The sequence below is a fragment of the Microbacterium sp. VKM Ac-2870 genome (genome assembly GCF_015350795.1).
In the GTDB taxonomy this organism is placed as follows: Bacteria; Actinomycetota; Actinomycetes; order Actinomycetales; family Microbacteriaceae; genus Microbacterium.
In genome coordinates, this window is sequence record NZ_JADKSH010000003.1 from 353,667 (window position 1) to 376,382 (window position 22,716).

The 22,716-nt window shown below is 69.7% G+C and carries 23 protein-coding genes and 1 riboswitch; of the genes, 8 read left to right on the forward strand and 15 right to left on the reverse strand.

From position 1 onward, the window contains the following. The first annotated feature begins 3 nt into the window (after positions 1-3). The 4 genes from ITJ43_RS08995 (at position 4) to ITJ43_RS09010 (ending at position 3,876) form a co-directional block, all read left to right on the forward strand. Positions 4-1,425 carry a glycoside hydrolase family 1 protein gene (locus ITJ43_RS08995; protein WP_194583501.1) on the forward strand — a complete coding sequence of 474 codons (1,422 nt, stop codon included), beginning with the start codon at positions 4-6 and terminating at the stop codon, positions 1,423-1,425. After that, on the forward strand, positions 1,422-2,252 hold the full coding sequence (locus ITJ43_RS09000; RefSeq protein ID WP_194583502.1) for an HAD family hydrolase: 831 nt from the start codon (positions 1,422-1,424) through the stop codon (positions 2,250-2,252). Before ITJ43_RS08995 ends, ITJ43_RS09000 begins: the two co-directional genes overlap by 4 nt. Positions 2,253-2,303: 51 nt before the next feature. Beyond that, positions 2,304-2,942: a LysE family translocator gene (locus ITJ43_RS09005; RefSeq protein ID WP_194583503.1), complete on the forward strand. Its 639-nt coding sequence runs from the start codon at positions 2,304-2,306 to the stop codon at positions 2,940-2,942. 67 nt (positions 2,943-3,009) lie between these two features. Beyond that, the gene (locus ITJ43_RS09010; protein WP_194583504.1) at positions 3,010-3,876 is read left to right on the forward strand and encodes a Cof-type HAD-IIB family hydrolase; all 867 of its coding nucleotides are present in this window, start codon (positions 3,010-3,012) and stop codon (positions 3,874-3,876) included. 15 nt (positions 3,877-3,891) lie between these two features. Here the strand turns inward: ITJ43_RS09010 and ITJ43_RS09015 are convergent, their stop codons facing one another. The 7 genes from ITJ43_RS09015 to ITJ43_RS09045 all read right to left on the reverse strand — a co-directional run bounded on the left by ITJ43_RS09015 (position 3,892) and on the right by ITJ43_RS09045 (position 11,158). Next, on the reverse strand, positions 3,892-4,719 hold the full coding sequence (locus ITJ43_RS09015) for an SDR family oxidoreductase (RefSeq protein WP_194583505.1): 828 nt from the start codon (positions 4,717-4,719) through the stop codon (positions 3,892-3,894). Further along, positions 4,716-5,501 carry an enoyl-CoA hydratase/isomerase family protein gene (locus tag ITJ43_RS09020; RefSeq protein WP_194583506.1) on the reverse strand — a complete coding sequence of 262 codons (786 nt, stop codon included), beginning with the start codon at positions 5,499-5,501 and terminating at the stop codon, positions 4,716-4,718. Before ITJ43_RS09020 ends, ITJ43_RS09015 begins: the two co-directional genes overlap by 4 nt. Beyond that, on the reverse strand, positions 5,498-6,259 hold the full coding sequence (locus ITJ43_RS09025; RefSeq protein WP_194583507.1) for an SDR family NAD(P)-dependent oxidoreductase: 762 nt from the start codon (positions 6,257-6,259) through the stop codon (positions 5,498-5,500). The genes ITJ43_RS09020 and ITJ43_RS09025 overlap by 4 nt, the downstream gene beginning before the upstream one ends. Before the next feature lie 82 nt (positions 6,260-6,341). Beyond that, the gene (locus ITJ43_RS09030; protein WP_228495624.1) at positions 6,342-6,953 is read right to left on the reverse strand and encodes a hypothetical protein; all 612 of its coding nucleotides are present in this window, start codon (positions 6,951-6,953) and stop codon (positions 6,342-6,344) included. Positions 6,954-7,001: 48 nt separating this feature from the next. Then, positions 7,002-8,516: a glycerol kinase GlpK gene (glpK, locus tag ITJ43_RS09035; protein WP_194583508.1), complete on the reverse strand. Its 1,515-nt coding sequence runs from the start codon at positions 8,514-8,516 to the stop codon at positions 7,002-7,004. A gap of 45 nt (positions 8,517-8,561) precedes the next feature. Further along, positions 8,562-9,320 carry an MIP/aquaporin family protein gene (locus ITJ43_RS09040; RefSeq protein ID WP_194583509.1) on the reverse strand — a complete coding sequence of 253 codons (759 nt, stop codon included), beginning with the start codon at positions 9,318-9,320 and terminating at the stop codon, positions 8,562-8,564. Between the two features lie 110 nt (positions 9,321-9,430). Continuing rightward, positions 9,431-11,158, reverse strand: a complete 1,728-nt coding sequence (locus tag ITJ43_RS09045) for a glycerol-3-phosphate dehydrogenase/oxidase (RefSeq protein ID WP_194583510.1) — start codon at positions 11,156-11,158, stop codon at positions 9,431-9,433. Between the two features lie 153 nt (positions 11,159-11,311). On the opposite strand from ITJ43_RS09045, the gene ITJ43_RS09050 reads away from it, so the two are divergent. Beyond that, entirely contained in the window at positions 11,312-12,298 is a 987-nt protein-coding gene (locus tag ITJ43_RS09050) for a sugar-binding transcriptional regulator (RefSeq protein WP_194583511.1), read from the forward strand. Here the strand turns inward: ITJ43_RS09050 and ITJ43_RS09055 are convergent. From ITJ43_RS09055 to ITJ43_RS09065, 3 genes are all read right to left on the reverse strand, one after another. Further along, entirely contained in the window at positions 12,279-13,067 is a 789-nt protein-coding gene (locus ITJ43_RS09055; RefSeq protein WP_194583512.1) for an energy-coupling factor transporter transmembrane component T family protein, read from the reverse strand. The genes ITJ43_RS09050 and ITJ43_RS09055 overlap by 20 nt on opposite strands. Beyond that, entirely contained in the window at positions 13,064-14,536 is a 1,473-nt protein-coding gene (locus tag ITJ43_RS09060; protein WP_194583513.1) for an ABC transporter ATP-binding protein, read from the reverse strand. Before ITJ43_RS09060 ends, ITJ43_RS09055 begins: the two co-directional genes overlap by 4 nt. A gap of 4 nt (positions 14,537-14,540) precedes the next feature. Then, positions 14,541-15,197 (reverse strand): ECF transporter S component, encoded by a 657-nt coding sequence (locus tag ITJ43_RS09065; RefSeq protein WP_194583514.1) that lies wholly within the window; start codon positions 15,195-15,197, stop codon positions 14,541-14,543. After that, positions 15,192-15,300, reverse strand: a riboswitch (TPP riboswitch). (Overlaps the previous gene by 6 nt.) 33 nt (positions 15,301-15,333) lie before the next feature. Between ITJ43_RS09065 and ITJ43_RS09070 the strand changes: the two genes are divergently transcribed. Beyond that, complete coding sequence (locus ITJ43_RS09070) at positions 15,334-16,764, forward strand: D-alanyl-D-alanine carboxypeptidase (RefSeq protein ID WP_194583515.1); 1,431 nt, start codon at positions 15,334-15,336, stop codon at positions 16,762-16,764. 28 nt (positions 16,765-16,792) lie between these two features. On the opposite strand, the gene ITJ43_RS09075 is transcribed toward ITJ43_RS09070, so the two are convergent. From ITJ43_RS09075 to ITJ43_RS09090, 4 genes are read right to left on the reverse strand one after another with little or no spacing between them, the layout of a single operon-like run. Beyond that, the gene (locus ITJ43_RS09075; RefSeq protein ID WP_194583516.1) at positions 16,793-17,731 is read right to left on the reverse strand and encodes a J domain-containing protein; all 939 of its coding nucleotides are present in this window, start codon (positions 17,729-17,731) and stop codon (positions 16,793-16,795) included. Between the two features lie 9 nt (positions 17,732-17,740). Continuing rightward, entirely contained in the window at positions 17,741-18,271 is a 531-nt protein-coding gene (locus tag ITJ43_RS09080; RefSeq protein WP_194583517.1) for a hypothetical protein, read from the reverse strand. Further along, positions 18,268-19,086 (reverse strand): LssY C-terminal domain-containing protein, encoded by an 819-nt coding sequence (locus ITJ43_RS09085; RefSeq protein WP_194583518.1) that lies wholly within the window; start codon positions 19,084-19,086, stop codon positions 18,268-18,270. The genes ITJ43_RS09080 and ITJ43_RS09085 overlap by 4 nt, the downstream gene beginning before the upstream one ends. Then, a complete protein-coding gene (locus ITJ43_RS09090; protein ID WP_194583519.1) occupies positions 19,083-20,150 on the reverse strand; it encodes an enoyl-CoA hydratase/isomerase family protein in 1,068 nt (355 codons plus the stop codon). Before ITJ43_RS09090 ends, ITJ43_RS09085 begins: the two co-directional genes overlap by 4 nt. 134 nt (positions 20,151-20,284) lie before the next feature. Between ITJ43_RS09090 and ITJ43_RS09095 the strand changes: the two genes are divergently transcribed. Together ITJ43_RS09095 and ITJ43_RS09100 are read left to right on the forward strand one after the other, a co-directional pair. Beyond that, complete coding sequence (locus ITJ43_RS09095) at positions 20,285-21,385, forward strand: ATP-binding cassette domain-containing protein (protein WP_194583520.1); 1,101 nt, start codon at positions 20,285-20,287, stop codon at positions 21,383-21,385. After that, positions 21,382-22,206: an ABC transporter permease subunit gene (locus tag ITJ43_RS09100; protein WP_194583521.1), complete on the forward strand. Its 825-nt coding sequence runs from the start codon at positions 21,382-21,384 to the stop codon at positions 22,204-22,206. Before ITJ43_RS09095 ends, ITJ43_RS09100 begins: the two co-directional genes overlap by 4 nt. Before the next feature lie 6 nt (positions 22,207-22,212). Here ITJ43_RS09100 and ITJ43_RS09105 read toward each other — a convergent pair whose 3' ends face one another. Continuing rightward, positions 22,213-22,632, reverse strand: coding sequence for a hypothetical protein (locus ITJ43_RS09105; protein WP_194583522.1), 420 nt, complete (start codon positions 22,630-22,632; stop codon positions 22,213-22,215). Between the last annotated feature and the right edge of the window lie 84 nt (positions 22,633-22,716).

The window sequence follows — 22,716 nt, forward strand, 5'->3', positions numbered from 1 at the left end:
ACCATGACAACTGCCGCACCCGTCTTTCCCGAGGGCTTCCTCTGGGGCGGCGCGACCGCAGCCAACCAGCTCGAGGGCGCTTTCGACGCCGACGGCAAGGGATGGTCGGTGCAGGACGTGATGCCCCGCGGCATCGTCGGCCCGCGCACCGTCGAGCCCACGGCGGACAACCTCAAGCTCGTGGGGATCGACCACTACCACCGCTACGCCGAGGACATCGCCCTGTTCGCCGAGATGGGGTTCAAGACCTATCGGTTCTCGATCGCCTGGAGCCGCATCTTCCCGAACGGTGACGAGACCGAGCCGAACGAAGCCGGCTTGGCTTTCTACGATCGACTGCTCGACGAGCTCGAGAAGCACGGCATCGAACCGCTGGTCACGATCTCGCACTACGAGACGCCGCTGCACCTCGCCGAGACCTACGACGGCTGGACCGATCGCCGCCTCATCGGCTTCTACGAGCGCTACGCGCGCACCCTGTTCGAGCGTTTCGGCGCTCGCGTGAAGTACTGGCTGACCTTCAACGAGATCAACTCCCTGCTGCACGCGCCGTTCATGTCCGGCGGGATCAACACCCCGAAGGACGAACTCAGCGAGCAGACGCTGTACCAGGCGATGCACCACGAGCTCGTCGCGTCGGCGCGGGCCACCCGCATCGCGCGTGAGGTCGCCCCGAATGCGCAGATCGGTTGCATGGTGCTGTCGATGCCGGTGTACCCGCTGACGCCGTCACCGGCCGATGCGGTGGCCGTCATGGAGTTCGATCACTCGAACCTGGTCTACGGCGACGTGCACACCCGCGGCGCCTACCCCGGGTACTTCCTGCGGACACTGCGCGAGAAGGGCATCGAGCTGGAGATCACCGACGACGACCGCGCCGACCTGCAGAACACGGTCGACTTCGTATCGTTCAGCTACTACATGTCGGTCGCGGCCACTGCCGACCCGGCCAAGAAGGTCGCCGGCGAGGGCAACATCATGGGCGGCGTGCCGAACCCGACGCTCGAGGCGAGCGAATGGGGCTGGCAGATCGACCCGGTGGGACTGCGCCTCGTGCTGAACCAGTTCTGGGACCGCTGGCAGAAGCCGCTGTTCATCGTCGAGAACGGCCTGGGCGCGAAGGATCAGCTCGTCGAGGTCGACGGCGAGAAGACCGTCATCGACGACTACCGGATCGCGTATCTGAACGACCACCTCGTGCAGGTCGGCGAAGCGATCGCCGACGGCGTCGACGTGCTCGGCTACACGTCGTGGGGGTGCATCGACCTCGTCTCGGCATCCACCGCCCAGCTCAGCAAGCGGTACGGCTTCATCTACGTCGATCGAGACGATGACGGCTCGGGCACCCTCGAGCGCTACAAGAAGAAGTCGTTCGGCTGGTACGCCGAGGTCATCCGCACCAACGGCGGCGCACTGACGCGATGACGAGCATCTCCCCCGCGACGGCGAACGCCGTCCGTCCCCGCGCGATCTTCCTCGATGTCGACGGGACGATCCTGCAGGACGGCCGACACATCCCGCCCTCCGCGGTGGAAGCGATCCGCGCGGCCCGTGCTCGGGGACACCTGGTGTTCCTGAGCACGGGCCGCGGGACGGCCGAGCTCCATGGCGATCTGCAGGCCATCGGCTTCGACGGCGCCGTCACCAACGGGGGCGCGTTCGCGAGTATCGGCGAGCGCGTCATCACGGCGACGCTCTTCACACCCGACGAGGTCGCGCGCCTGCAGGGCTACCTCGCCGACCACGGTCTGCACGGCTATTTCCAGTCCTACGATCGCCTGTTCGGTTCCCCGGAGCTGGCCGACCTCTTCGCCGAGCGGTTCGGGGCCGCCGGCTTCCCCCGCAAGGACTTCCACGATCCGGCCGAGTTCGATCCGGCCCGGATGGCGAAGCTCGTCTTCGTGACGGACGACGCGGATGCCGCACAGCGCGCCCTCACTGAGCTGGCAGCGGACTTCGAGGTCGTGGGCGGCACCATCCCCGTCGCGTTCGCGGCGTCGGGCGAGGTCGCACCCCGCGGCGTGCACAAGGGCTCAGCCATTGTCTCCCTGCTCGCGGAGCTCGGCCTCGATGCATCCGACGCGGTCGGCATCGGCGACAACTGGAACGACATCGAGATGTTCGCCGCCGTCGGCACCGCCATCGCGATGGGCAACGCCGTGGACGGTGTGAAGGCCCTCGCCGATCAGGTGACCACCGCGATCGACGACGACGGCCTGCACACCGCGTTCCTGCGCAACGGCCTGATCTGACCCGACGAACAGGCGCGAGCACGGGCGTTGTCGCGGCCCTACACTGACGTCATGGTGCCGCTCGACAACCTGTTCGCCTTCACGCTGGCCGCCCTCGTGCTCATTCTGATTCCGGGGCCGGCGGTGCTCTTCTCCGTCGGCCGCACCCTCGCCCTCGGCCGCACGGGTGGTCTGCTGAGCGTCGCCGGCGTCGGCCTCGCGCTCATCCCGATCGTCGGCCTCGTCGCGATCGGCGTGGGCGGGATCATCGCGCAATCGGTGGTGCTGTTCACCATCCTCAAGGTCGCCGGGTCGCTGTATCTCGTGTATCTCGGCATCCAGGCGATCCGTCATCGAAAAGACGCATCGCGCGCGCCGGAAGTCGGCCGACTGCCCCGCGGGCACGCCCAGCAGCTGTGGCAGGGGTTCGTCGTCGGCGTCACCAACCCGAAGACCATCGCCTTCTTCGTCGCGGTGCTGCCGCAGTTCGTCGACCTGCACGCCGGCGCGGTGGGACCGCAGATCATGGAACTGGGTCTCGTGTTCGCCGTCATCGCGCTCGTATCCGATTCGATCTGGGTGCTGGCGGCCGCGGCAGCACGGGCATGGTTCGCCCGCTCGCCGAAGCGCATCGAAACACTCACCGCGACCGGCGGCGGACTCATGATCGGCCTCGGCGGCATCCTGCTGGTCACCGGGCCGAAGCACTGAGAATCGTCACCGGGCGCCGGTAGCGGCGGCATCCGTCGACACCGGACGTTCAGCGGGACCGGGGAGAATGGTCGTCGTGACTCCTGCTCCTTCACGCCGCCGCATCGTCTTCATCGACATCGACGGGACCATCCTCGAACATGGGGCGCAGATGTCGCCCTCGACGCCGCTCGCCATCGCCGCTGCGCGCGCGAACGGACACCTCGTGTACCTGTGCACCGGGCGCTCGGCCGGTGACATCAACCCGAAGGTGCGGGCGATCGAGGTCGACGGCGCGATCACCAACGGCGGAGCCTTCGCCGTGCGCGGAACCGAGCAGATCGTCGCGCACCTCATGCCGCGCCCCCTGGTCGACCGGATGATCGCCTACTTCGAGGAGAACGGCGCCCACTACTTCCTCCAGACCGACGGCAGCGTCTATGTCAGCCCGGGAGTGCTCGCTCACGCGAAGCGCTTCCTCCGCGCGCACCCGCCGGTCGACGAGCGCGACGGAAAGGAAGCGGAGGCGCAGGACATGTCCCTGCTCAACCACTACCGTCCGCTCGAGGAGGTCGACCTCGACACCGTCGTGAAGGCGACCTTCCTCAGCACGGCGAGCGATACTCTCACCCGGGCCGCCGGCGAACTCGGCGACGAGTTCCACGTGATCCCCGGTTCGATCCCGCTGCCGGGCGGCTCGAACGGCGAGATCTGCCAGCGCGGCGTGAACAAGGGTGCCGCGATCATCGAGGTGCTCGAGATCCTCGGGATGGATGCCGCGGATGCCGTCGGCATCGGCGACAGCTGGAACGATGTCGAGATGTTCGAGGTCGTCGGCACGGCCGTCGCGATGGGCGGCGCCGACCCGGAGCTGCAGGCGAAGGCCGACATGGTCACCACGGGTGTGCTCGACGACGGGGTGAGCACCGCGCTCACGCGTCTCGGCCTGATCTGACAGCGCGCTTCGCGCTCAGAGGAAGATGTCGGGGAACAGCTCGCTGTCGGGCGTTCCCGGCGTCGCGGCGTAGCGCGAGAAATCGGTGACGCCGGCCTCGCGCAGCACCTGCTCCACGATCAGCGTCTGTCCGGTGCGCTCCCGAGCCGGCCGCGTGAGAACCTCGTACGCCGCATCCGCGTAGACCTCGGGCGTGCGACTGACCTTCATCATCCGGTCGCCGCCGAGCGCGAACTGCACCGCGGCGGTGGCGATGGTCGTCTCCGGCCACAGTGTGTTCGCCGCGATGCCGTCCTTCGCGAACTCGGCGGCCAGACCGAGAGTGGCCATCGTCATGCCGTACTTCGCGAGCGTGTACCCGGTGTGGGCGCCCAGCCAGCGCGGCGTGATGTTCAGGGGCGGAGACAGCGACAGGATGTGCGGGTTCTCGGCATCTTTCAAGATCGGAACGGCCGCGCGGCTCAGCATGAACGTGCCGCGCACGTTGACGTCCTGCATGAGGTCGTACTTCTTCTCGGCGAGTTCCAGCGAGCCGGAGAGGTCGATGACCGACGCGTTGTTGACGACGATGTCGATGCCCCCGAACTCGCCCTGCGTCTTCAGCACGGCGGCGGTGATGTCGTCGTCGTTGCGCACGTCGCCGACGATCGGCAGCGCTCGGCCACCCGCCGCCTCGATCTCGGCCGCCGCGCTGTGCACGGTGCCCTCGAGCTTGGGGTGCGGGGTGTCGGTCTTGGCGAGCAGGGCGATGTTGGCCCCGTCGCGGGCCGCCCGCAGCGCGATGGCGAGGCCGATGCCCCGGCTGCCGCCGGACATCAGGATGGTCTTTCCGGCGAGTGTCATGCGGTGCCCCTGTCGTGGCTCGTCTTGGCGGATGCCGCCGCGAACGCCGCGACGCGTGCCTTCGCATCCGGGGTGTCGAAGCTCGCACCGATCGTGCGCGCCTCGTCGTCGAGGTTGTCGGCGAACGCGCGCCGCGCACCGGCGCGGACCAGGCGCTTGGCCTGACCGAAGGCGGCCGTCGCGCCGTCGAGCCAGAACTGGGCGATCGCCTGTGCCCGCGCGACGGGGTCATCGGCGATCTCGGAGATGAGGCCCCACTCCAGCGCGGTCGCGGCGTCGATGGTGACGTCGTCGAGCAGCATCCGCAGGGCACGCGTCTGCCCGATCGCCGCCGGCAGCAGCGTCGAGACGCCGAGGTCGGGGGTGAGGCCGATGTTCGCGTACTTGCTGACGAAGCGCGATCGCTCCGTCGAGACGATGTAGTCCGCCGTCAGCATGAGCCCCAGTCCACCGCCGGCGACGGCGCCCTGCACCGCCGCGACCACCGGGATGTCGGACTCGACGAACGTGCGGATGCCCTCGTGGATCACGTGGGCCATGGCCGTGATGTCGGCACCGCTCGATCCCGACGCGGCCATCTCGACCACGTCGCCGCCCGCGCAGAAGGCGGGGCCTGCGGCATCCAGGATGACGGCGCCCACCGACGAATCGGCGGTGATCTCGTGGGCGAGGTCACGCCAGCGCGTGCCCATCTCGAAGCCCATCGCGTTCAGCGACGAGGGTCGGTTGAAAGTCAGGCGCGCGAGGGCTCCGTCGCGGGTGTGGAGGATCGAGTCGCTCACTTGGGTGCCATCCGGATCGCGCCGTCGAGACGGATCGTCTCGCCGTTGAGGTAGCCGTTACGGACGATCTCGGCCACGAGACTCGCGTATTCGTCCGGCCGGCCCAGCCGGGGCGGGTAGGGCACCTGCTGACCGAGGCTCTCCTGCGCCGCCTCGGGAAGTCCCGCGAGCATGGGCGTCTCCATGATCCCCGGGGCGATCGTGACGACCCGGATGCCGTGGCGCGCGAGTTCGCGGGCGATCGGCAGTGTCATCGCATGCACGCCGCCCTTGCTTGCGGAGTAGGCCGGCTGACCGATCTGGCCGTCGAAGGCGGCGACCGAGGCCGTGTTGACGATGACGCCGCGGTCTGCGCCGTCGGCGGGTTCGCTCTGGGCCATCGCGGCGGCCGACTGCGCGATGACGTTGTAGGTGCCGACGAGGTTGATCCGGACGATGCGCTCGAAATCCGCGAGATCGGTGGGCACCAGATCGCGGTCCAGAACCTTGGCCGGCGGGGCGATGCCGGCGCAGTTGACCACGACGCGCAGCGGCCCTCGATCGACAGCGGTCTCCACCGCGGCGGCCACCTGACCGGGATCGGTGACGTCGGCGGGGGCGAAGGTGCCGCCGATGTCCGCCGCGCGCGCGACACCCGCGGAGCGGGGCAGGTCGACGATCACGACGTGCGCGCCCGCCTCGGCGAGGCGTCGGGCGGTGGCGAGACCGAGGCCGCTGGCCCCGCCGGTGACGAGCGCGGATGCGCCGGCGATGTCCATGGATTCTCCTTCGAAGTCCGGATCTCTCTCCGCCGACTGCCCGACGGGTGCTACCGCGTATCAGCATACGCGGTACTAAGTCTCATCGCTGGCGGAGGATCTCACCCAGCCGAGCCAGCAGATCGTCGGGACGAGCGAGCAGCACGCGCGCGTCCGACCGGGCGGCGAGGTGCTCCACGAACCGTGATGCCATCGCGCCATCGCGCCGCCGATACCCCGACAGGTAGTGCGGCGTCGCGACCCAGTCGAGTCGTGCACCGTCGGTCGTGGTCACCCGGACGGGAAAGGTGGGCGTCTCGGCGATGTCACCGGACACGCCGAAGATCCCCTCCAGTATCGGTGCCACCGTGTCGCCCAGGGCGGGATGCGGCCACCACGTGGTCGGCACCTCGGCGGTGATCGCCCTCACCTCCGCCCAGGGGACGAACCCCGACGGCGCTCCGCCGAGCGCGGGCTGCAGACCGTCCGGCCGCAGCCGCACATGGCGGGCCGCGACGTCCCCCAGGGCGATCGCGGGGCCGTGCTCGTCGTCGAGAGCGGTGAGCACGCCGACACGGCGGGAGGAAGGGACGGGCACAGCCCATCTCACCATGACCGCGTTGCGGTGCGCGAGAGGCAGGATGGATGCCGCGAGCATCCCGACGATGCCTGCTGCATCGCCCCGGCACGCGAAATCGGGGTCGCCTGCGGTCATCGCGCCTCGAAGAGGCGACCGCACGCGACCCCGATTCGGGGAGGCGGATCAGTTCACGTCGGTGTCGACCCAGTCCATCGACTTGGTGACGGCCTTCTTCCACAGGCGCATCTGACGCTCACGCTCGGCGACGTCGTCGTTCGGCGTCCAGCGCTTGTCCTCCTGCCAGTTGGCACGCAGTTCGTCGAGGTCGTTCCAGAACCCGACCGCGAGACCAGCGGCGTAGGCCGCGCCGAGGGCCGTCGTCTCGGCGACCACGGGACGCACCACAGGGACACCAAGGATGTCGGCCTGGAACTGCATGAGCGTGTCGTTGGCGATCATGCCGCCGTCGACCTTGAGCTCGGTGAGGTCGACGCCCGAGTCGGCGTTGACGGCATCCAGCACCTCGCGGGTCTGGAAGGCGGTCGCCTCCAGCGCCGCGCGGGCGATGTGGTTGCGGTTCGCGTAGCGCGTGAGCCCGACGATCGCGCCGCGGGCGTCCGGACGCCAGTACGGTGCGAACAGACCCGAGAACGCGGGGACGAAGTAGACACCGCCGTTGTCGTCGACCTTGGCGGCCAGCTCTTCGACCTCGGGAGCCGAGGAGATGATGCCGAGCTGGTCGCGCAGCCACTGGATGAGCGACCCGGTGACGGCGATCGATCCCTCGAGCGCGTAGTGCGCCGGTCCGTCGCCCAGCTTGTAGCCGACGGTGGTGAGCAGACCGTTCTCGCTCTTCACGATCTCGGTTCCGGTCTGGAAGATCAGGAAGTTGCCGGTGCCGTAGGTGTTCTTGCTCTCACCGGCGTCGAACGCGGCCTGACCGAAGGTCGCGGCCTGCTGGTCGCCCAGGATGCCCGCGACGGGCGTCTCGCGCAGGAGCGACGTGTCGCGTGCTTCGCCGTAGACCTCGCTCGACGAGCGGATCTCGGGCATCATCGAGCGCGGCACGCCGAAGTCGGCGAGGATGTCGTCGCGCCACTCGAGAGTCTTCAGGTCCATGAAGAGCGTCCGCGACGCGTTGGTCACGTCGGTGGCGTGCACACCACCGTCGGGGCCACCGGTGAGGTTCCACAGCACCCAGCTGTCGGTCGTGCCGAAGATGAGGTCGCCCGCTTCAGCCTTCTCGCGCGCCCCGTCGACGTTCTCCAAGATCCAGACGATCTTCGTGCCCGAGAAGTAGGTCGCCAGCGGCAGGCCCACGATGTCCTTGTACCGCTCGACACCCACGTCGCCGGCGAGGCGGTCGACGATGGGCTGCGTGCGGGTGTCCTGCCAGACGATCGCGTTGTATACCGGGATGCCGGTGTTCTTGTCCCACACCACCGCGGTCTCGCGCTGGTTCGTGATGCCGATCGCGGCGATGTCGTGGCGCGTCAGGTTCGCGCGGCCGAGCGCGATACCGATGACCTCGCGCATGTTGTCGCGGATCTCGATCGGGTCGTGCTCGACCCAGCCGGCGCGCGGCATGATCTGCTCGTGCTCCTTCTGGCCGACGGAGATGATCGAGCCCTTCTTGTCGAAGATGATGGCCCGGCTGGAGGTCGTTCCCTGGTCGAGGGCGATGATGTAGTCACTCATGAGCTGACGTCCTTGTCTGAAGGCTTGTCTGGATGTGGTCGGGGATCAAACGTGCGCGAGGTGGAGCAGGACGGGAGCGGCGAGAGCAGCGAGAGCGCCACCGACCAGCGGGCCGACCACCGGAACCCAGGCGTACGACCAGTCACTGGACCCCTTGCCCTTGATGGGCAGGATGGCGTGGGCGATGCGCGGGCCGAGGTCACGGGCCGGGTTGATGGCGTAGCCCGTAGGCCCACCGAGCGAGGCGCCGATGCCGACCACGAGGAGGGCGACAGGAACGGCGGTGAGCGGGCCGAGAGCACCGGGAACGCCGATCTGCACGTCACCGTAGTCGGCGAAGGCGAAGATCACGAAGACGAGCACGAAGGTGCCGACGATCTCGGTCACGAGGTTCCAGCCGTACGAGCGGATCGCGGGGCCAGTGGAGAAGACACCGAGCTTGGTCGCCGCGTCGGGTTCCTCGTCGAAGTGCTGCTTGTAGGCGAGCCAGCAGAGCACGGCGCCGATGAACGCACCGACAAGCTGGGCACCGATGGCCACGAAGAACTGGCCGATGGCGATCTTGCCGGCGATCAGCAGACCGAGCGACACCGCCGGGTTCAGCTGCGCTCCGGAGTACGACGAGACCAGCACGCCCGCGAACACCGCGAGACCCCAGCCCCAGTTGATCATCAGCGTTCCGCCGCCGAACCCCTTGGATTTGGCGAGGATGACGTTGGCGACGACGCCACCGCCGAGCAGGAGCAGCATCGCCGTCCCGACGAGCTCTGACACGAAGTAGAGCCCGAGATTGATGTCGTGCATGTCAGCCTTGACCTTTCTGCAGAGGTTCCGGACGGCGACGTCGCCGTGCGGGAGGGATGGCCTGAACAGGATGCCGGCGTCAGGCCACGCCGGGTCTGGGGTGATCCTCCTTACGAGACCGCGGGGGCGAGGTGCGACGTCTCCACGTCGATCCGGTGCCGGTCGTGCAGCACACGCGCGGCATCGTCGACCTGGGCCCGCACGGTGTCGCGGTCCCAGCCGAGCACGGGGGCAGCGGCTTCCGCAACCTCCGTGAGGGTTTCACCGGTCACGCCGCCGACGAAGGCGATGTGCGTGCGGCGCAGCAGCAGGTCGACGAGCGACACCGCTTCTTCGCGGCCGGCGAGAAACGCGATCTCCTCGACCGAGTAGCCGGGTGCGTGCTCGAGGGGCTGCTGCATCACGGGCAGTGTGCCGAGGATCTCGGACGCGTAGGTGCCGTAGCGCTCCAGCATCCGATCAGCGAAGGCGGTCGAGTGCGCACCCCGGTGGGCGTCGAGCCAGCGGGCGCGGTCGGCGTCGGTGCGCGGGTAGCCGGCCCCGCCGCCGATCGGCAGGTCGAGTGTCGAGACGCGACGAGCGCGACCGAGAGCGGTCAGCACATCGGTCGACAGGTGCTCGGCGAGAGCACGGAAGGTCGTCCATTTGCCGCCGACGAGGCTCATCACGGGAACCCCGGACGCACCGCCCAGGCGCGCCTTCTCGATGCGGTAGTCGCGCGACACGAAGCCCGGAGCGAGGTCATCGTGACGGGGCAGCGGCCGGATGCCGGAGAAGGTGTAGACGATCTGCGAGCGGTCGACGGTGATACGCGGGAACACCTGTGCAATGAGGTCGAAGAAGTACGAGATCTCGTCGTCCGTGCAGACGGTCGGCGTGGCCGGGTCGGCGTCGATGTCGGTGGTTCCGACCATGACGCGACCCTTGAGCGGGTAGATCAGCACGATGCGACCGTCGGCGGCTTCGAAGAAGATCTCGTTGCCGCGCGTGGCTTCCAGCAGCGCCGGGTTTTCGAGCACGATGTGCGAGCCCTTGGTGCCGCCCATGTAGTGGGTCTCAGCACCGAGGGCATCGTTGGTGATGTCGGTCCACGGGCCGCTGGTGTTGACGATGACGTCGGCGGTGAAGGGGAACTCGTCGCCCGTGACGGCGTCGCGGATGATCACGGCGGCGCCGTCGGCGCCCACGACGGGCGCGTAGTTCGCCGCGCGAGCGGACTCTTCGCGGACGCCGTCGCGCAGCACGTCGAGGGCGAGACGCTCGGGGTCGTGCATCGAGGCGTCGTAGTACGTGGCCGTGTAGCGGAAGCGGTCGTCGAGGTCGGGGAACAGCTCGCGCGAGCGACGGCGACCGTGGAAGCGGTGACGCGGCACGGCTCCGCCGTCGCGCGAGAAGGTGTCGTACATCACGAGGCCGAGTTTGATCAGCAGCGCGCCGCGCTCGCGGGGCTTGCCGCGCCCGTGCGTGACGAGCAGTCGGAACGGCGCGGTGAGGATGCCGGAGATGGTGCGGTGGATCGGGATGGTCGTGGGCAGCGGACGGACGAAGTGCGGCGCATTGCGGACGAGGCGGTTGCGCTCGGTGACCGACTCCTTGACCAGGCGGAACTCCCCGTTTTCGAGATAGCGCACGCCACCGTGGATCATGTGGCTGGACGCCGAAGAGGCTCCGCTGACGTAGTCGTCACGCTCGACGAGCGCCACATCGACGCCCTGCAGGGCGAGGTCGCGGAACGTCGCAATGCCGTTGATGCCACCCCCGATGATGAGGACCTCGGCGTGGGGGCGGTCCTTCAGCGCTTGGATGTTCGGACGGTTCGTCGTCTTCGACTCGGTCATCGCTCTTCCTTCCGCGGCTTCGCAGTGTCTCGCCGCGTTTTTCACGGTGGAACAGATCTACACTGAGTCGTCGGTGAACGAACGCGCAACGCATGTGAACATACGTGCACATGGAACTGCGGCCTGCACGAATGTGCACGAGGAGGAGAACCCGTGAGCATCGAGCCCGATTCTGAGGCACGGGCCCGCGACGCCCTGCATGCGGCGCAGCTGTACTACGTGCAGGACCAGACGATGGACCAGATCGCCACCGAGATGAAGCTGTCGCGCTCATCGGTCTCACGCCTGCTCTCCTACGCGCGCGAGATCGGGCTCGTGGAAATCACGGTGCACTCGCCCCAGGAAGCCAACAGCGTCGTCGCCCGCCGCCTCGCAGAGCGCTACGGAATCTCGGTGCACGTCGTCAGCACCCCTCCCCGTTCCACCGACGCCGAGCGGCTGGAGCGCACCGCGCGCACCGCCGCCCATGTCCTTTCCACGACGCTCGACCCTCAGGCGAGTATCGGCATCGCGTGGGGGGCGACGGTGTCGGCGATCGCGCGACACCTGCCGACCAAACGGCTGCGCGAATCGCAGATCGTGCAGATGAACGGCGCAGCGAATGAATCCACTTCGGGCATCTCCTACTCGGGGGCCATCCTCGAACGCTTCGGCCAGGCGTTCGGCACCGATGTGCAGCAGTTTCCGGTTCCCGCCCTGTTCGACGATCCGCACACCAAGCAGTTGCTGTGGCGCGAGCGCTCGATCCGGCGTGTGGTCGAGGCGCAGGCCCGGGTGCAGGTGTTCGTCTTCGGTCTCGGCTCGCCGCAGGCGGACGTGCCCTCCCACGTCTACGCCGGCGGCTACCTCACCGGCGAAGACCTGCGGGTGCTGCTGCGCGACGGCGTCGTCGGCGACTGCGCGACCGTGTTCTATCGCCTCGACGGCTCGACGTCGGGCATCGAGCTGAACGACCGCTCCAGCGGTCCGGGCTTCGACGTCATCCGTCGCATTCCCCGGCGGCTCTGCGCCGTGTCGAGCCTGTCGAAAATCGATGCGCTGCGCGGCGCACTGGCGGCCGGGCTCATCACGGAACTGGTCGTCGAGGAAGCGCTCGCCCGCCGCATCGTGGAGGTGCCGTTCACCGCGGGCCGAGGATGAAGTTCCACGTGCCGGCGGTGACCGATGCCGTCACCGCGATCGCTGAAATGGCCGCTCCCGCCATCACAAGAAGCCACTCGCGACGGCCGAAGCGCGACGGCCGCGCCCAGGTTCGCACCCCAGGAGCTCCGAAGCCCCGCGCCTCCATCGCGGTCGCGAGCTTCGAACCGCGGCGGATCGAGAGCACGAGCAGGGCGAACGCCATACCCACGAAACGACGGATGCGACCGCGGTCGGCGACGCCGCGCGCGCGCCGCGCCAGCTCCAGCGCGCGCCAGTCGTCGAGGAAGAGTCCGACCATGCGCAGGCCCGCGAGTGCCCCGAGAACGAAGCGGGCCGGTAGCCGCAACAACTGAGCGAGCCCATCGGCGAGATCGGTGGGATCGACCGTCACGAACAGCACCACGGAGGGCAGGGCGACCGCCAGCACGCGGAAGAACGTCGCGAGAGCAAGGGTGAGCGACCCCTCACTGACGCGCACCAGCAGCCAGTCCACGTACATCTGTCCCGACGCCGCACCGTAGAGCGCGATGGTCACCGCCGTCAGCGGCGCGGCGAGCCACACCGGCCACGTGCGCATCCAGAACTCACGCCAGCTCAAACCGGCGAACACGAACAGCACGCTCTCCAACGCGAGGGCGACGGCGGCCGAGACCCAGTCGAGCGTGAGGATCAACGGCAGCGCGATCACCGCACTGGCGGCGAGCTTGGCGACCGGGTTGATCCGGGCGACGGCACCGGTGCGCGCGCGGGTGTCGAGAAGGCTCATACGACGGCATCCGGGATCAGAGCGAACCGTCGGGCGTGCAGCGCATCGACGATCGCTTCGTCGTGGGTGATGGTGACGATGGCGCTACCGTCGTCGCGGAGGCCCGCGAGCAGCGCGACCAGCTCGGCCCAGGTGCGAGCGTCTTGACCGAACGTGGGTTCGTCGAGAACGATGACGCGCGGTGCCGTCGCGAGAGTGGCGGCCACCGTCAACCGACGCTTCTCGCCACCGGAGAGCGTGTACGGGTTCGCCCGGGCGAGCGCACTCAGGCGCAGACGCTCGAGCAGGTCGTCGACGCGCGATGCCATGGCCTGCTCCGGCAGCCCCAGCGCGCGCGGGCCGACCTCCAGTTCCTCCCGTACGGTGCGCGCCAACAGCTGGTGCTCGGGGTCTTGGAAGACGGTGCCGATACGGGTGAGCAGTTCGCGCGAGCGCCACGAGATCGGCGTGTCGCCCGCGCCGCCGGCCAGTGCGGGGGCGGCGACGACACGGCCGGATGCGGGGGGCAGCAAGCCCGCGATCGTGAGCCCCAGGGTCGACTTGCCGACGCCGTTAGGCCCGGTGATCGCCAGGGCCTCCCCCGCGCGCACCTCGAGATCGAGGCCCGCGGCGACGACCGTACCCCGCACGCGCGCGACGGACAGATCGTCCGCGCGCAGCAGCGGCTCGCCCGGCGGCGCCGCGGGCGGTGCGGGCGTGGTGGGTGGAAGACCGGGAACCCAGACGCCGGCCGCGGCCAGTTCGGCGCCGCGGGCGCCGAGCACCTCCTCCGGCGGGCCATCGGCGACGAGGCCCTCGGCGCCGAGCACGATGACACGCTCGACGATCGGCAGCCACACCTCGACCCGGTGTTCTACCACCACGAGCGTCGAGCCGGTGGCGTCCAGCACCCGGCCCACCGCGTCGCGCACGTCGGCGACGCCGGCGGGATCGAGGTTCGCCGTGGGCTCGTCCAGCAGCAACAGTCCGGGCCTCATCGCCAGCGCGCCGGCCAGCGCGAGACGCTGCTTCTGCCCGCCGGAGAGGGCTTTCGTCGGGCGATCGAGCGGCACATCCAGGCGCACCGCGTCGAGGGCGGCGCGCACGCGCGGCCAGATCTCCGCACGGGGTACGCCGAGGTTCTCGCAGCCGAACGCGACGTCGTCGCCCACGCGCGCCAGAATCACCTGCGCGTCGGGATCTTGCAGCACCAGCCCGGACCGACCGCGAGATGCCGCCGTGGGCTCCCCGTCGATGAGCAGCTCGCCGCGCGACTCGCCCTCCTCGTCGCCGCCGAGCACGCCGGCGAGGCCCTGCAGCAGGGTCGATTTGCCCGCACCCGATGCGCCGAGCAAGAGCACCCGTTCACCCGGCTCGATGCGCAGCGAGACGTCCTGCACCGCCCAGGCGCGGCGCGACGCGTGTCTCCACCCCCACCCGCGCGCGTCGACGGCCGCCGGCGCGACGCGGCCGGCGTCGTCGATCGTCACGGCGTCAGACGAGGTCGCGGCGTTCGCGTCCGGAGGCGAACCGGTCGAGCGCCCCCGTGGCGGCGAGGCCTCGCGCGAGGAACCACGACAGCGCACCGGCGATCACCGCGCCGGAGATCGTGGTGCTGATCATGTAGATCACCGTGAACCCGGCATCCGCGCCTACATACCAAAGCACGAGGTTGTTGATGCCACCGGCGATAGCGGCACCCGCGCCGGCGAGCATGGCGACAGGCAGCTTCCAGGCGCGGTAGAAGAAGATCAGGAAGATGAGCTCAGCCCCGAGGCCCTGGACGAGGCCTGCTTCGAGGGTGAGGAATCCGCCCCACTGGTTGCCGACGAGCGCCGAGACGACGGCCGCGAGCGTCTCGGTGTAGAGCGCGGCTCCCGGCTTGCGGATGATCAGGGCGCCCAGCACGCCGGCGAACAGCCACGGTCCGTCGAGCAGACCCTGCAGACCGGGCAGCAGCGGATCGAGCAGCCCCTTGGGTCCCAGGTAGCCGATGTTCCACAGCAGGAAGATCAGGCCTGACGCGACGCCGATGACGCTGGCGACGACGATGTCGACGACACGCCAGCGCAGGCGGCCGAAGCCGACCGTGTTGCGGGATGCCGGGGCATCCGCCGTGGTGACGGTAGACGGGGACGCAGAAGCCTGCATTGTTCTCTCCTCCCTGCGCCGGCATGATCCGGATCAGGTTCGACGGTCGAAGCGTGGATCGCTTCCTCTCAGCCCGGCTCACCGGACTCCCGTGGTTGTGGGCTCGAGTATACCGATCACCCGGTAGTTTGAGCGGGTGACCCTGCACGACGCGCCCCCGCCCTCGCGGCGCGCGTTGCGGGAGCAGGGACTGAGCGCAGACCGCGATACCGATACCGCGTCCACCGTCGTCGTGCGCAACCGCGAGGGACGGCAGGCGTTGGCGTGGATCGATGAGACGGCCATCGCCGCGACGCCCGAGCCTCCGGAGGACGCGACACGCACCCCGGACCTGCTCGCCCGGCGTCCGCGACGATCGCCGCTGCGCGCGGGCGTCGTCGCGCCGATCCTGACGACCATCGGCGTCGCCGGCGCCTACGCCGCCGCGACCCTGCTGTGGCCGCTGTGGGCTGTCGCTCCGACGGTGCGCGAGGTTCCCCCCGACGGCCCGGTGGCGACGGCGTCGGCCGTGGCCTGGCCGGCCGAGGGCGCCGGTGCGGTGGGCATCACGGGGATCGGCGCCATCGCGGCGTCGTCGAACACCCCGGTGTCGATGGCGAGCATCTCCAAACTCGTCACCGTGCTCATGATCCTCGACCAGATGCCGCTGGCCGTCGGCCAGCAGGGTCCGGAGTTCGCCTTCACCTCGCGCGACCGGGCGACGTACCGCGACTACCTCGAGAACGACGAGTCGGCCCTCGACGTCCCCGTCGGCGGTTCACTCACCGAGTACCAGATGCTGCAGGGGATCCTCATCGGCTCGGCCGGCAACTACACCGATCGTCTGGCGACGACGATCTGGCCCACGAACGACGTGTTCGCCCAGGCGGCGCGCACGTGGCTCGACCAACACGGTCTGCCGGGCATCACCCTTGCCGAGCCCACTGGCATCGATCCGGCCAATGCCGCCGATCCCGCCTCTCTCATCACTCTCGCCGAAACGGCACTGGCCACCCCCGTCGTCGCCGAGATCGTCCACACGCGCACGGTGGACCTCCCCGGCGCCGGAGAGGTCACGAACACCAACGATCTGCTCGCCGACCCGAGCGTGGTGGGCCTGAAGACCGGAAGCCTCGAACGTTTCTACAACCTGCTCGCCGCGAAGGACATCACCGTGGGCGACACCACGGTGCGCATCTCTGCAACGGCCCTCGGCCAGCCCACCGGCGAGGCCCGCGACCAGGAGACGGCGCGGCTGCTGGCCGCCGTCGCCGCGGAGGTATCGACCCCCCACGTGCTGCCGGCCGGCACCCTGGCGGGCGTCGTGTCGACCGCGTGGGGCGCCACGGCCAACATCGTGACGGATGCCGATGCGAGCGTCATCCTCTGGAATGGCACGTCCGGTGCGGTGACGGCCTCCCTCGACCTCGGCGACGCCCGCGCCGCGGGCGCGGCCGTCGGGCGGCTGGACGTGAAGGGACCGCTCAATGCGGCGACGGTCGGGGTGCACCTGACCGCCGACGTCCCCGACCCCGACGCCTGGTGGCGCCTCACCCACCCGTTGCAACTGTGGGGACTCGCCGACTGACCGCTCGCTGGCTGGCACGAATGCCGCGTCAGACGAAGCGGACGCTCTGCTGCAGCCGGGTGCGCACGTCGAACAGCTCGTTGCCGCCGATGTCGCGGGCGCCGGTGAGGCCACGCCGCAGCACCGTCGACAGCGCTGAGCGCGCGACGACGGCCACCGGCAGACCGCGGACCTTGCCGATCTCCTCGATCGCGGTCACCACGTCGTCGTCGGGCAGCACCACGATTGCCCCGCTGAAGCGCACCCGCCCGGCGCGCGATACCGCCCGCGCCGCCGCGACCAGATCGGCGATGGGAGCGCCCTCGACACCGTCGCCGATCACCTCGCCGCGGCGCAGCCGCACCGGGCCACCGAAGTCCTCGCTGAGCATCGCGTAGAGCCCGCTCGGCCCGAGCACGATGTGGTCGAGCTTGCGGGTCGGATCGCGCGGGTCGACGGCGACGTCATGCCAGACGGTGTAACCCATGCCCAGCTCCCCGACGACGCGCGCCGTAGCCTCCTCGGCCAGGGCGTCGGCGAGCATGCGTTTGAGCTCGTGCGGGGCCGCGCGCACGAGCGCCGGGTCGTAGGGATCGTCGACCGCGGTGCCGCGCCCCACCCACTCACGGATGAGGTCGAGGTAGCGCTCTCTGCGCCATCCGCCGGGCTGGCCGAACGAACGTGCGCGGGGGCGGGTGTCGGCCGGACGCGACGGGGGCCGCCAGCTCTCGCCACCGCCACCCGGCCCGTAGTCGGCACGGTCGTGCTGGCCGAAGCCATGCCCGCGGTCATAGGCCGCCCGGGCGTCGGCTGTGCCGATGAGTTCCCAGGCGCGCTGCACCTGCACGAACTCGACGGCTTCTCCCCCGGTATCGGGGTGCGTCTGGCGCAGGCGCAGCCGGTACGCCTTGCGCAGCTCTTCGTCGGCGGCATCCGGCGCCACGCCGAGCACCTCGTAGGCAGAGGAGGAGAGAGGACTGTCGAACACGGGGCCGCCTCAGCGCTTCTCATTGCGGCGCGCGTAGGCCGCGGCGCTGCGGCTGGAGAGGGCGAGCAGCACCAGGATGTTCAGGGCCAAAGCGGGCAGCGTCGTGAGCAGCGTGATCTCCTGGTCGCGCGCCCACCACCCGGCGAACGTCGTCGAGATCGACAGGACGGAGACCATCATGACGACCACGCGGGCTGCGTTGCTGCCGCGATAGAGCAGAATCGCGCAGATCAGCTCGATCACGACGGCGATGCCCAACACCCCCAGCACGACCGCCAGCGTGGCATTGACGATGTCGCTGGTGAGCTCGACGGCGTCGACGTCGAGCACGATGTCGGCGGCGACCGACTGCCAGTGCGCCGCCAGATCGATCATCGACACGATGCCCGCAAGCGCGCTGAGCAGCACCAGGCCCGCACCCGCCACGGTCGTGGCGGGGCGGCGCATGTTCGGGTCGTGCGCGAGCGGTTGCAGCAGCCGGGTGACCGGCTCATACGACGGACGCTTTTCGGGGATCGCGCGACTCTCGTGACGGGTCATGCCGTCACCGCCCGCACGTCGACGACGGGCAGGTCGCCGTCGGTGCGGATGCTGTCGCCGCCGCCGTTGCGGGCGTGGTAGCCCGTGGAGAAATCGGCGATGACGTCGACAGACACGGCCGGCACTCCATCGCGGAGGGTCGCGACGATATGGTCGCGCTCGACGTCGGTGTCGGCATCGATGCGGTGCGTCACCTGCAGAGTGAACAGCGAGAGCCCGACGGAGGTGTCGAAGGTGCCGGCCGCGACCCAGTCGACGCCGCGTCCGCCGGGCAGCAGCCAGCCGTCTGGGCATTTCCAGAACCGCACGTGGTGGCGCTGGGCGGGGTTGCCGTCGACCTCCTGCTGGTAGGCGAAATCCTGCTGCCTGCCGAAGAGGAACAACGGGCTGACCGGAGCCTCGTGATAGCTGCGCCGCCCGATCGTCGATGTGACGATGCGCCACGACGACGCGAGGGTCACGGGGTCGGCCTTGGTCCATCCGGCGGCGGTCATCGCGCGCTCGATCTGCTCGCCCTCGCCGAGGAAGGCGAGGTTGACGGGGTCGCCGAGCAGCCCATCGCTCGTGCGGGCGCGGCCGATGAAGTAGTCCGGCACGTACACGGTGGTGAGGATGCGGTGCAGTCGAGGCAGCACGAGGTAGGCCAGCAGCGCCCAGAAGAGGATGAAGCCGACGATGCCCCACCACCCGATCGACAGGCTCTGCGTGAAGCCGAGGTAGGCGAGCCAGATCGCCGCCACCCCGGCGAAGACGAAGAAGAACTGATCGACCGCGACGCCGAGCGACCAGCGACGTTCTGCACGACTGCGGCTCATGGAGCCGCCCACAGCGGTGCAGGCGGGCGCCACGCGAGAGCCTCGTCGGCGATGCCCTCGGGCACGTCTGCGAGAGCGGCGGGATGCCAGTGCGGGTCGCGGTCTTTGTCGACCAGCTGTGCCCGGATGCCCTCGGGCAGATCGGGCTGCGTCTGCGCGAACCACAGCACCAGGCGGTACTCCTGCTCGAGGGTCGTGCGAAGTCCCGGAAGCCGTCGGGCCGAGCGCACGGCGGCCAACGTGACAGTCAGCGCCGTCGGTGCGAGCGACTCGAGAGTGTCGGCGGCTGCGGCCGCGTCGGATTCCGGGCGCACCCGGAGGCGCGCGATGATCTGTGCGACCGTATCGGCGGCGAACGCGTCATCGATCCACTCGCGGGCGGTCTCGAGCCGCGAGCGGTCAGGCGTCTCGTCGAAGAGGAGCACGATCTCCGCGGGTGTGGCGGGGTCGGCACGATCGGCGAGCGCGGCCCGGAGATCGCCGATCCGCTCGCTCGGTACGAGGGCGTCGGCGAAGCCGGCATAGAGGGCGTCGGCGGCATCCATCGTGTCGCCCGTCAGCGCGAGGTACTCGCCGAGGCGGCCCGGAGCGCGCCCGAGCAACCACGAGCCGCCCACGTCGGGGGTGAACCCGATGCGGGTTTCGGGCATCGCCAGCCGTGAGCGCTCCGTGACGACGCGGACGGCGGCGTGACCGGCCAGCCCGATGCCACCGCCCATCGTGACGCCGTCGGCGATGACCACGATCGGCTTGGGATATTCGGCGATTCGCGCATTCAGCGCGTACTCGGCCTGGAAGAAGGTGGCGGTCTCGTCGACCCGGCCGGCGACGACCCACTCGCGCAGACCGCGGACGTCTCCGCCGGCGCACAGGCCGCGGTCGCCCGCCCCGTCCAGCAGCACGACCTCGATGTCGGGGTCGCGCTCCCACCCGTCGAGGGCGGCAGACAACGCGTGGATCATGCCGATCTCGAGCGCATTGATCGCGCGCGGACGGTTGAGGGTCAGATGCCCCACGCCGCGCTCGGTACGGACCAGCACGGTGGGATCGGCGGCGTCGCTCACCCTCGCAACGTTACTCGCGCGGTCCGCTCTCCCGTGCGGATGCGGTCGGGGGCCGTGTCCTGACAACACATCCTGCCCGATCGGGCAGGATGGAGGCAGGAGCGGCGAAGACCCGCGACGATGAGAGGACGACGATGCCCGAAGGACACCTCCTCGAGTTCCGCGATCTGACGAAGACGTTCGGAGCGATCCGCGCCGTCGACTCCCTCTCGGCCCGCATCGAGCCCGGCCGTGTCACCGGCTTTCTCGGCCCGAACGGTGCGGGAAAGACGACGTCGCTGCGGATGCTGCTGGGCCTCATCCGGCCGACATCAGGGAGCGCGACGATCGGCGGCAAGCGCTATGCCGAACTGCGCCACCCGCTGCAGACCGTCGGCGCCGCGCTCGAAGCGTCGAGCTTCCACCCCGGCCGCACGGCGGCGGGACACCTGACGGTCTACACGCAAGCAGCGGGGCTTCCCGCGTCGCGCGTCGACGAGGTGCTGGGCCTTGTCGGTCTTGCCGACGCAGCCGGCCGTAAGGTGGGCGGCTTCTCGCTCGGGATGCGTCAGCGTCTGGGGCTGGCCTACACCCTGCTCGGCGACCCCGGCGTGCTGGTTCTCGACGAGCCCGCGAACGGGCTCGACCCCGAGGGCATCAAGTGGCTGCGCGGGTTTCTCGGGCAGCTCGCGCAGGAGGGCCGGACGGTGCTCGTGTCGTCGCACATGCTCGCCGAAGTGCAGCAGACGGTGAGTGCCCTGCTGATCATCTCGCGCGGCCGGTTGGTGTACGAGGGCGACATCTCCGGGCTCACCGACCCTGACGACATCGCCACCGTGATCGATGCGCCCGATCGCCCCGCACTCGCTCGCGCGCTGGATGCCGCGGGCATCTCCTATGCGCAGCTGCGCACGGGCTTCACCGTGCGTGGGGCGGAGCCCGCCCAGCTCGGCGCCGTCGCCGCGGCGGCCGGGGTCGCCCTGTCGGCGCTGCAGCGTCGCGGGCCCGCCCTCGAAGAGGTGTTCCTCGATCTCGTCAACGGCACGCGCGTGCATGCTCCGCACGAGGTCGTGGCCGCGCCATCCCCCGTCGAGCTCACGCCCGCCGAGACCGAGACGCCCCTACCCGAGGCCGAGGCTCCGGCGTGGGAGTCGCCCGCGGTCGACGACGCGGAATACGTGCACGCGGTGGAGGACGACCCCATCGAGGCGAGCGATCCGCTCGACACGGCGACAGACGAAGGAGACCCGCGATGAGCCTCGTGAATGCTTCGCGCTCCGAACTGACCAAGCAGTTCACCACGGCGATGTGGTGGATTCTGGGCGTCGTCCTGCTGGGCTACGTCGGCGTCACCGCCGGCGGGTTGGCCGGTACGTTCGGCGCGCTGGCCAGCGGAGCGCTCGACGCCCGCGGCGCCAGCGGACCGGCGGTGCCGGCACAGGCTGTGCCGCCGCTCGTGTACAGTCTGGCGACCGCCGTCGGCTACGTTTTTCCCCTGCTGATCGGGACGCTCCTGGTGACGAACGAGTTCCGCCACAAGACGCTCACCCCCACGTTCCTGGCCACGCCCCGGCGCGGCATCGCGCTCGGGGGCAAAGTCGTCGCCGGCATCCTGATGGGGCTGCTCTACGCCGCGATCGCGCTGGTCGCCACCGTCGGTGTCGGCGCCGTGGTCCTGACCCTCGTCGGGGTGGACACGCAACTGGGCACCACCCACACCTGGGCGATGATCGCCCGGATGATCGTGGCTTTCGTGCTGTGGACCCTCATCGGCGTCGGCATCGGCACGCTCGTGCGCAACCAGGTGGCGGCGGTGGTCGGCGTGCTCGCGTTCACGCAGTTCGTCGAGCCAATCGCTCGCACGGTCGGCACGTTCGTCGATGGCGTATCCGCGGTGACGAACTACCTGCCCGGAGCGGGCTCGGACGCCCTCGTCGGCGCGAGCATCTACACGAGCCTCGGCGGCGCCTCGACGACGGAAATGTCGTGGTGGGGCGGCGGGCTCGTGCTGCTCGCCTACGCGGTGGTGCTGCTCGGGCTCGGCTACCTCACCAGCTGGCGCCGCGACGTGGCGTGAGCGCGGTCACGGCGCCGCGGGGGAACCCGCGGTTCCTCCGGCGGCGATCTCGCTGACCTCTGTCGGTGCGTCGTCGCCGTCCAGGCGCAGCGCCTGCACGAGCGCGATCCCATGACGGGTGGTGAGCACCAGGCGTTCGAACTCGGCATCCGGGGCGAGGTCGATCACCGCGGCCGGGTGACGGCGTCGCACGACGACGAAGTCGCACCCACTGGCAGAGCGCCACGTGCCCATCGCGATGGTTCCGCGCACGAGCGTTCCGGGGCTCGGCACACCCCGCAGCCACGTCCAGGCATCATCGGTCAGCTGCACTCTGAGGATGTGCGACCGGTCCACGCGCACGCTCTCGGATCGCCGTGACAGAGCGCGCTCCACGCCCGACAACACGACCTCGAGCTGCGTCGAATCGAGCAGCAGGGTCACCATGCCATCAGTCTGCCAGCGCCACGATGTGCGGATGCTCACAGCACGGCAACGATCCGGTCTCAGCCGTCGCAGGAGCGCGCCGGG

Bases quoted from the DNA above. Each gene is read 5' to 3' on its own strand.
- ITJ43_RS08995 (WP_194583501.1), top strand. From the start codon at position 4: ATGACAACTGCCGCACCCGTCTTTCCCGAGGGCTTCCTCTGGGGCGGC.
- ITJ43_RS09000 (WP_194583502.1), top strand. From the start codon at position 1,422: ATGACGAGCATCTCCCCCGCGACGGCGAACGCCGTCCGTCCCCGCGCG.
- ITJ43_RS09005 (WP_194583503.1), top strand. From the start codon at position 2,304: ATGGTGCCGCTCGACAACCTGTTCGCCTTCACGCTGGCCGCCCTCGTG.
- ITJ43_RS09010 (WP_194583504.1), top strand. From the start codon at position 3,010: ATGGTCGTCGTGACTCCTGCTCCTTCACGCCGCCGCATCGTCTTCATC.
- ITJ43_RS09015 (WP_194583505.1), bottom strand. From the start codon at position 4,719: ATGACACTCGCCGGAAAGACCATCCTGATGTCCGGCGGCAGCCGGGGC.
- ITJ43_RS09025 (WP_194583507.1), bottom strand. From the start codon at position 6,259: ATGGACATCGCCGGCGCATCCGCGCTCGTCACCGGCGGGGCCAGCGGC.
- ITJ43_RS09030 (WP_228495624.1), bottom strand. From the start codon at position 6,953: ATGACCGCAGGCGACCCCGATTTCGCGTGCCGGGGCGATGCAGCAGGC.
- glpK (WP_194583508.1), bottom strand. From the start codon at position 8,516: ATGAGTGACTACATCATCGCCCTCGACCAGGGAACGACCTCCAGCCGG.
- ITJ43_RS09040 (WP_194583509.1), bottom strand. From the start codon at position 9,320: ATGCACGACATCAATCTCGGGCTCTACTTCGTGTCAGAGCTCGTCGGG.
- ITJ43_RS09045 (WP_194583510.1), bottom strand. From the start codon at position 11,158: ATGACCGAGTCGAAGACGACGAACCGTCCGAACATCCAAGCGCTGAAG.
- ITJ43_RS09055 (WP_194583512.1), bottom strand. From the start codon at position 13,067: ATGAGCCTTCTCGACACCCGCGCGCGCACCGGTGCCGTCGCCCGGATC.
- ITJ43_RS09065 (WP_194583514.1), bottom strand. From the start codon at position 15,197: ATGCAGGCTTCTGCGTCCCCGTCTACCGTCACCACGGCGGATGCCCCG.
- ITJ43_RS09080 (WP_194583517.1), bottom strand. From the start codon at position 18,271: ATGACCCGTCACGAGAGTCGCGCGATCCCCGAAAAGCGTCCGTCGTAT.
- ITJ43_RS09085 (WP_194583518.1), bottom strand. From the start codon at position 19,086: ATGAGCCGCAGTCGTGCAGAACGTCGCTGGTCGCTCGGCGTCGCGGTC.
- ITJ43_RS09095 (WP_194583520.1), top strand. From the start codon at position 20,285: ATGCCCGAAGGACACCTCCTCGAGTTCCGCGATCTGACGAAGACGTTC.
- ITJ43_RS09100 (WP_194583521.1), top strand. From the start codon at position 21,382: ATGAGCCTCGTGAATGCTTCGCGCTCCGAACTGACCAAGCAGTTCACC.
- ITJ43_RS09105 (WP_194583522.1), bottom strand. From the start codon at position 22,632: ATGGTGACCCTGCTGCTCGATTCGACGCAGCTCGAGGTCGTGTTGTCG.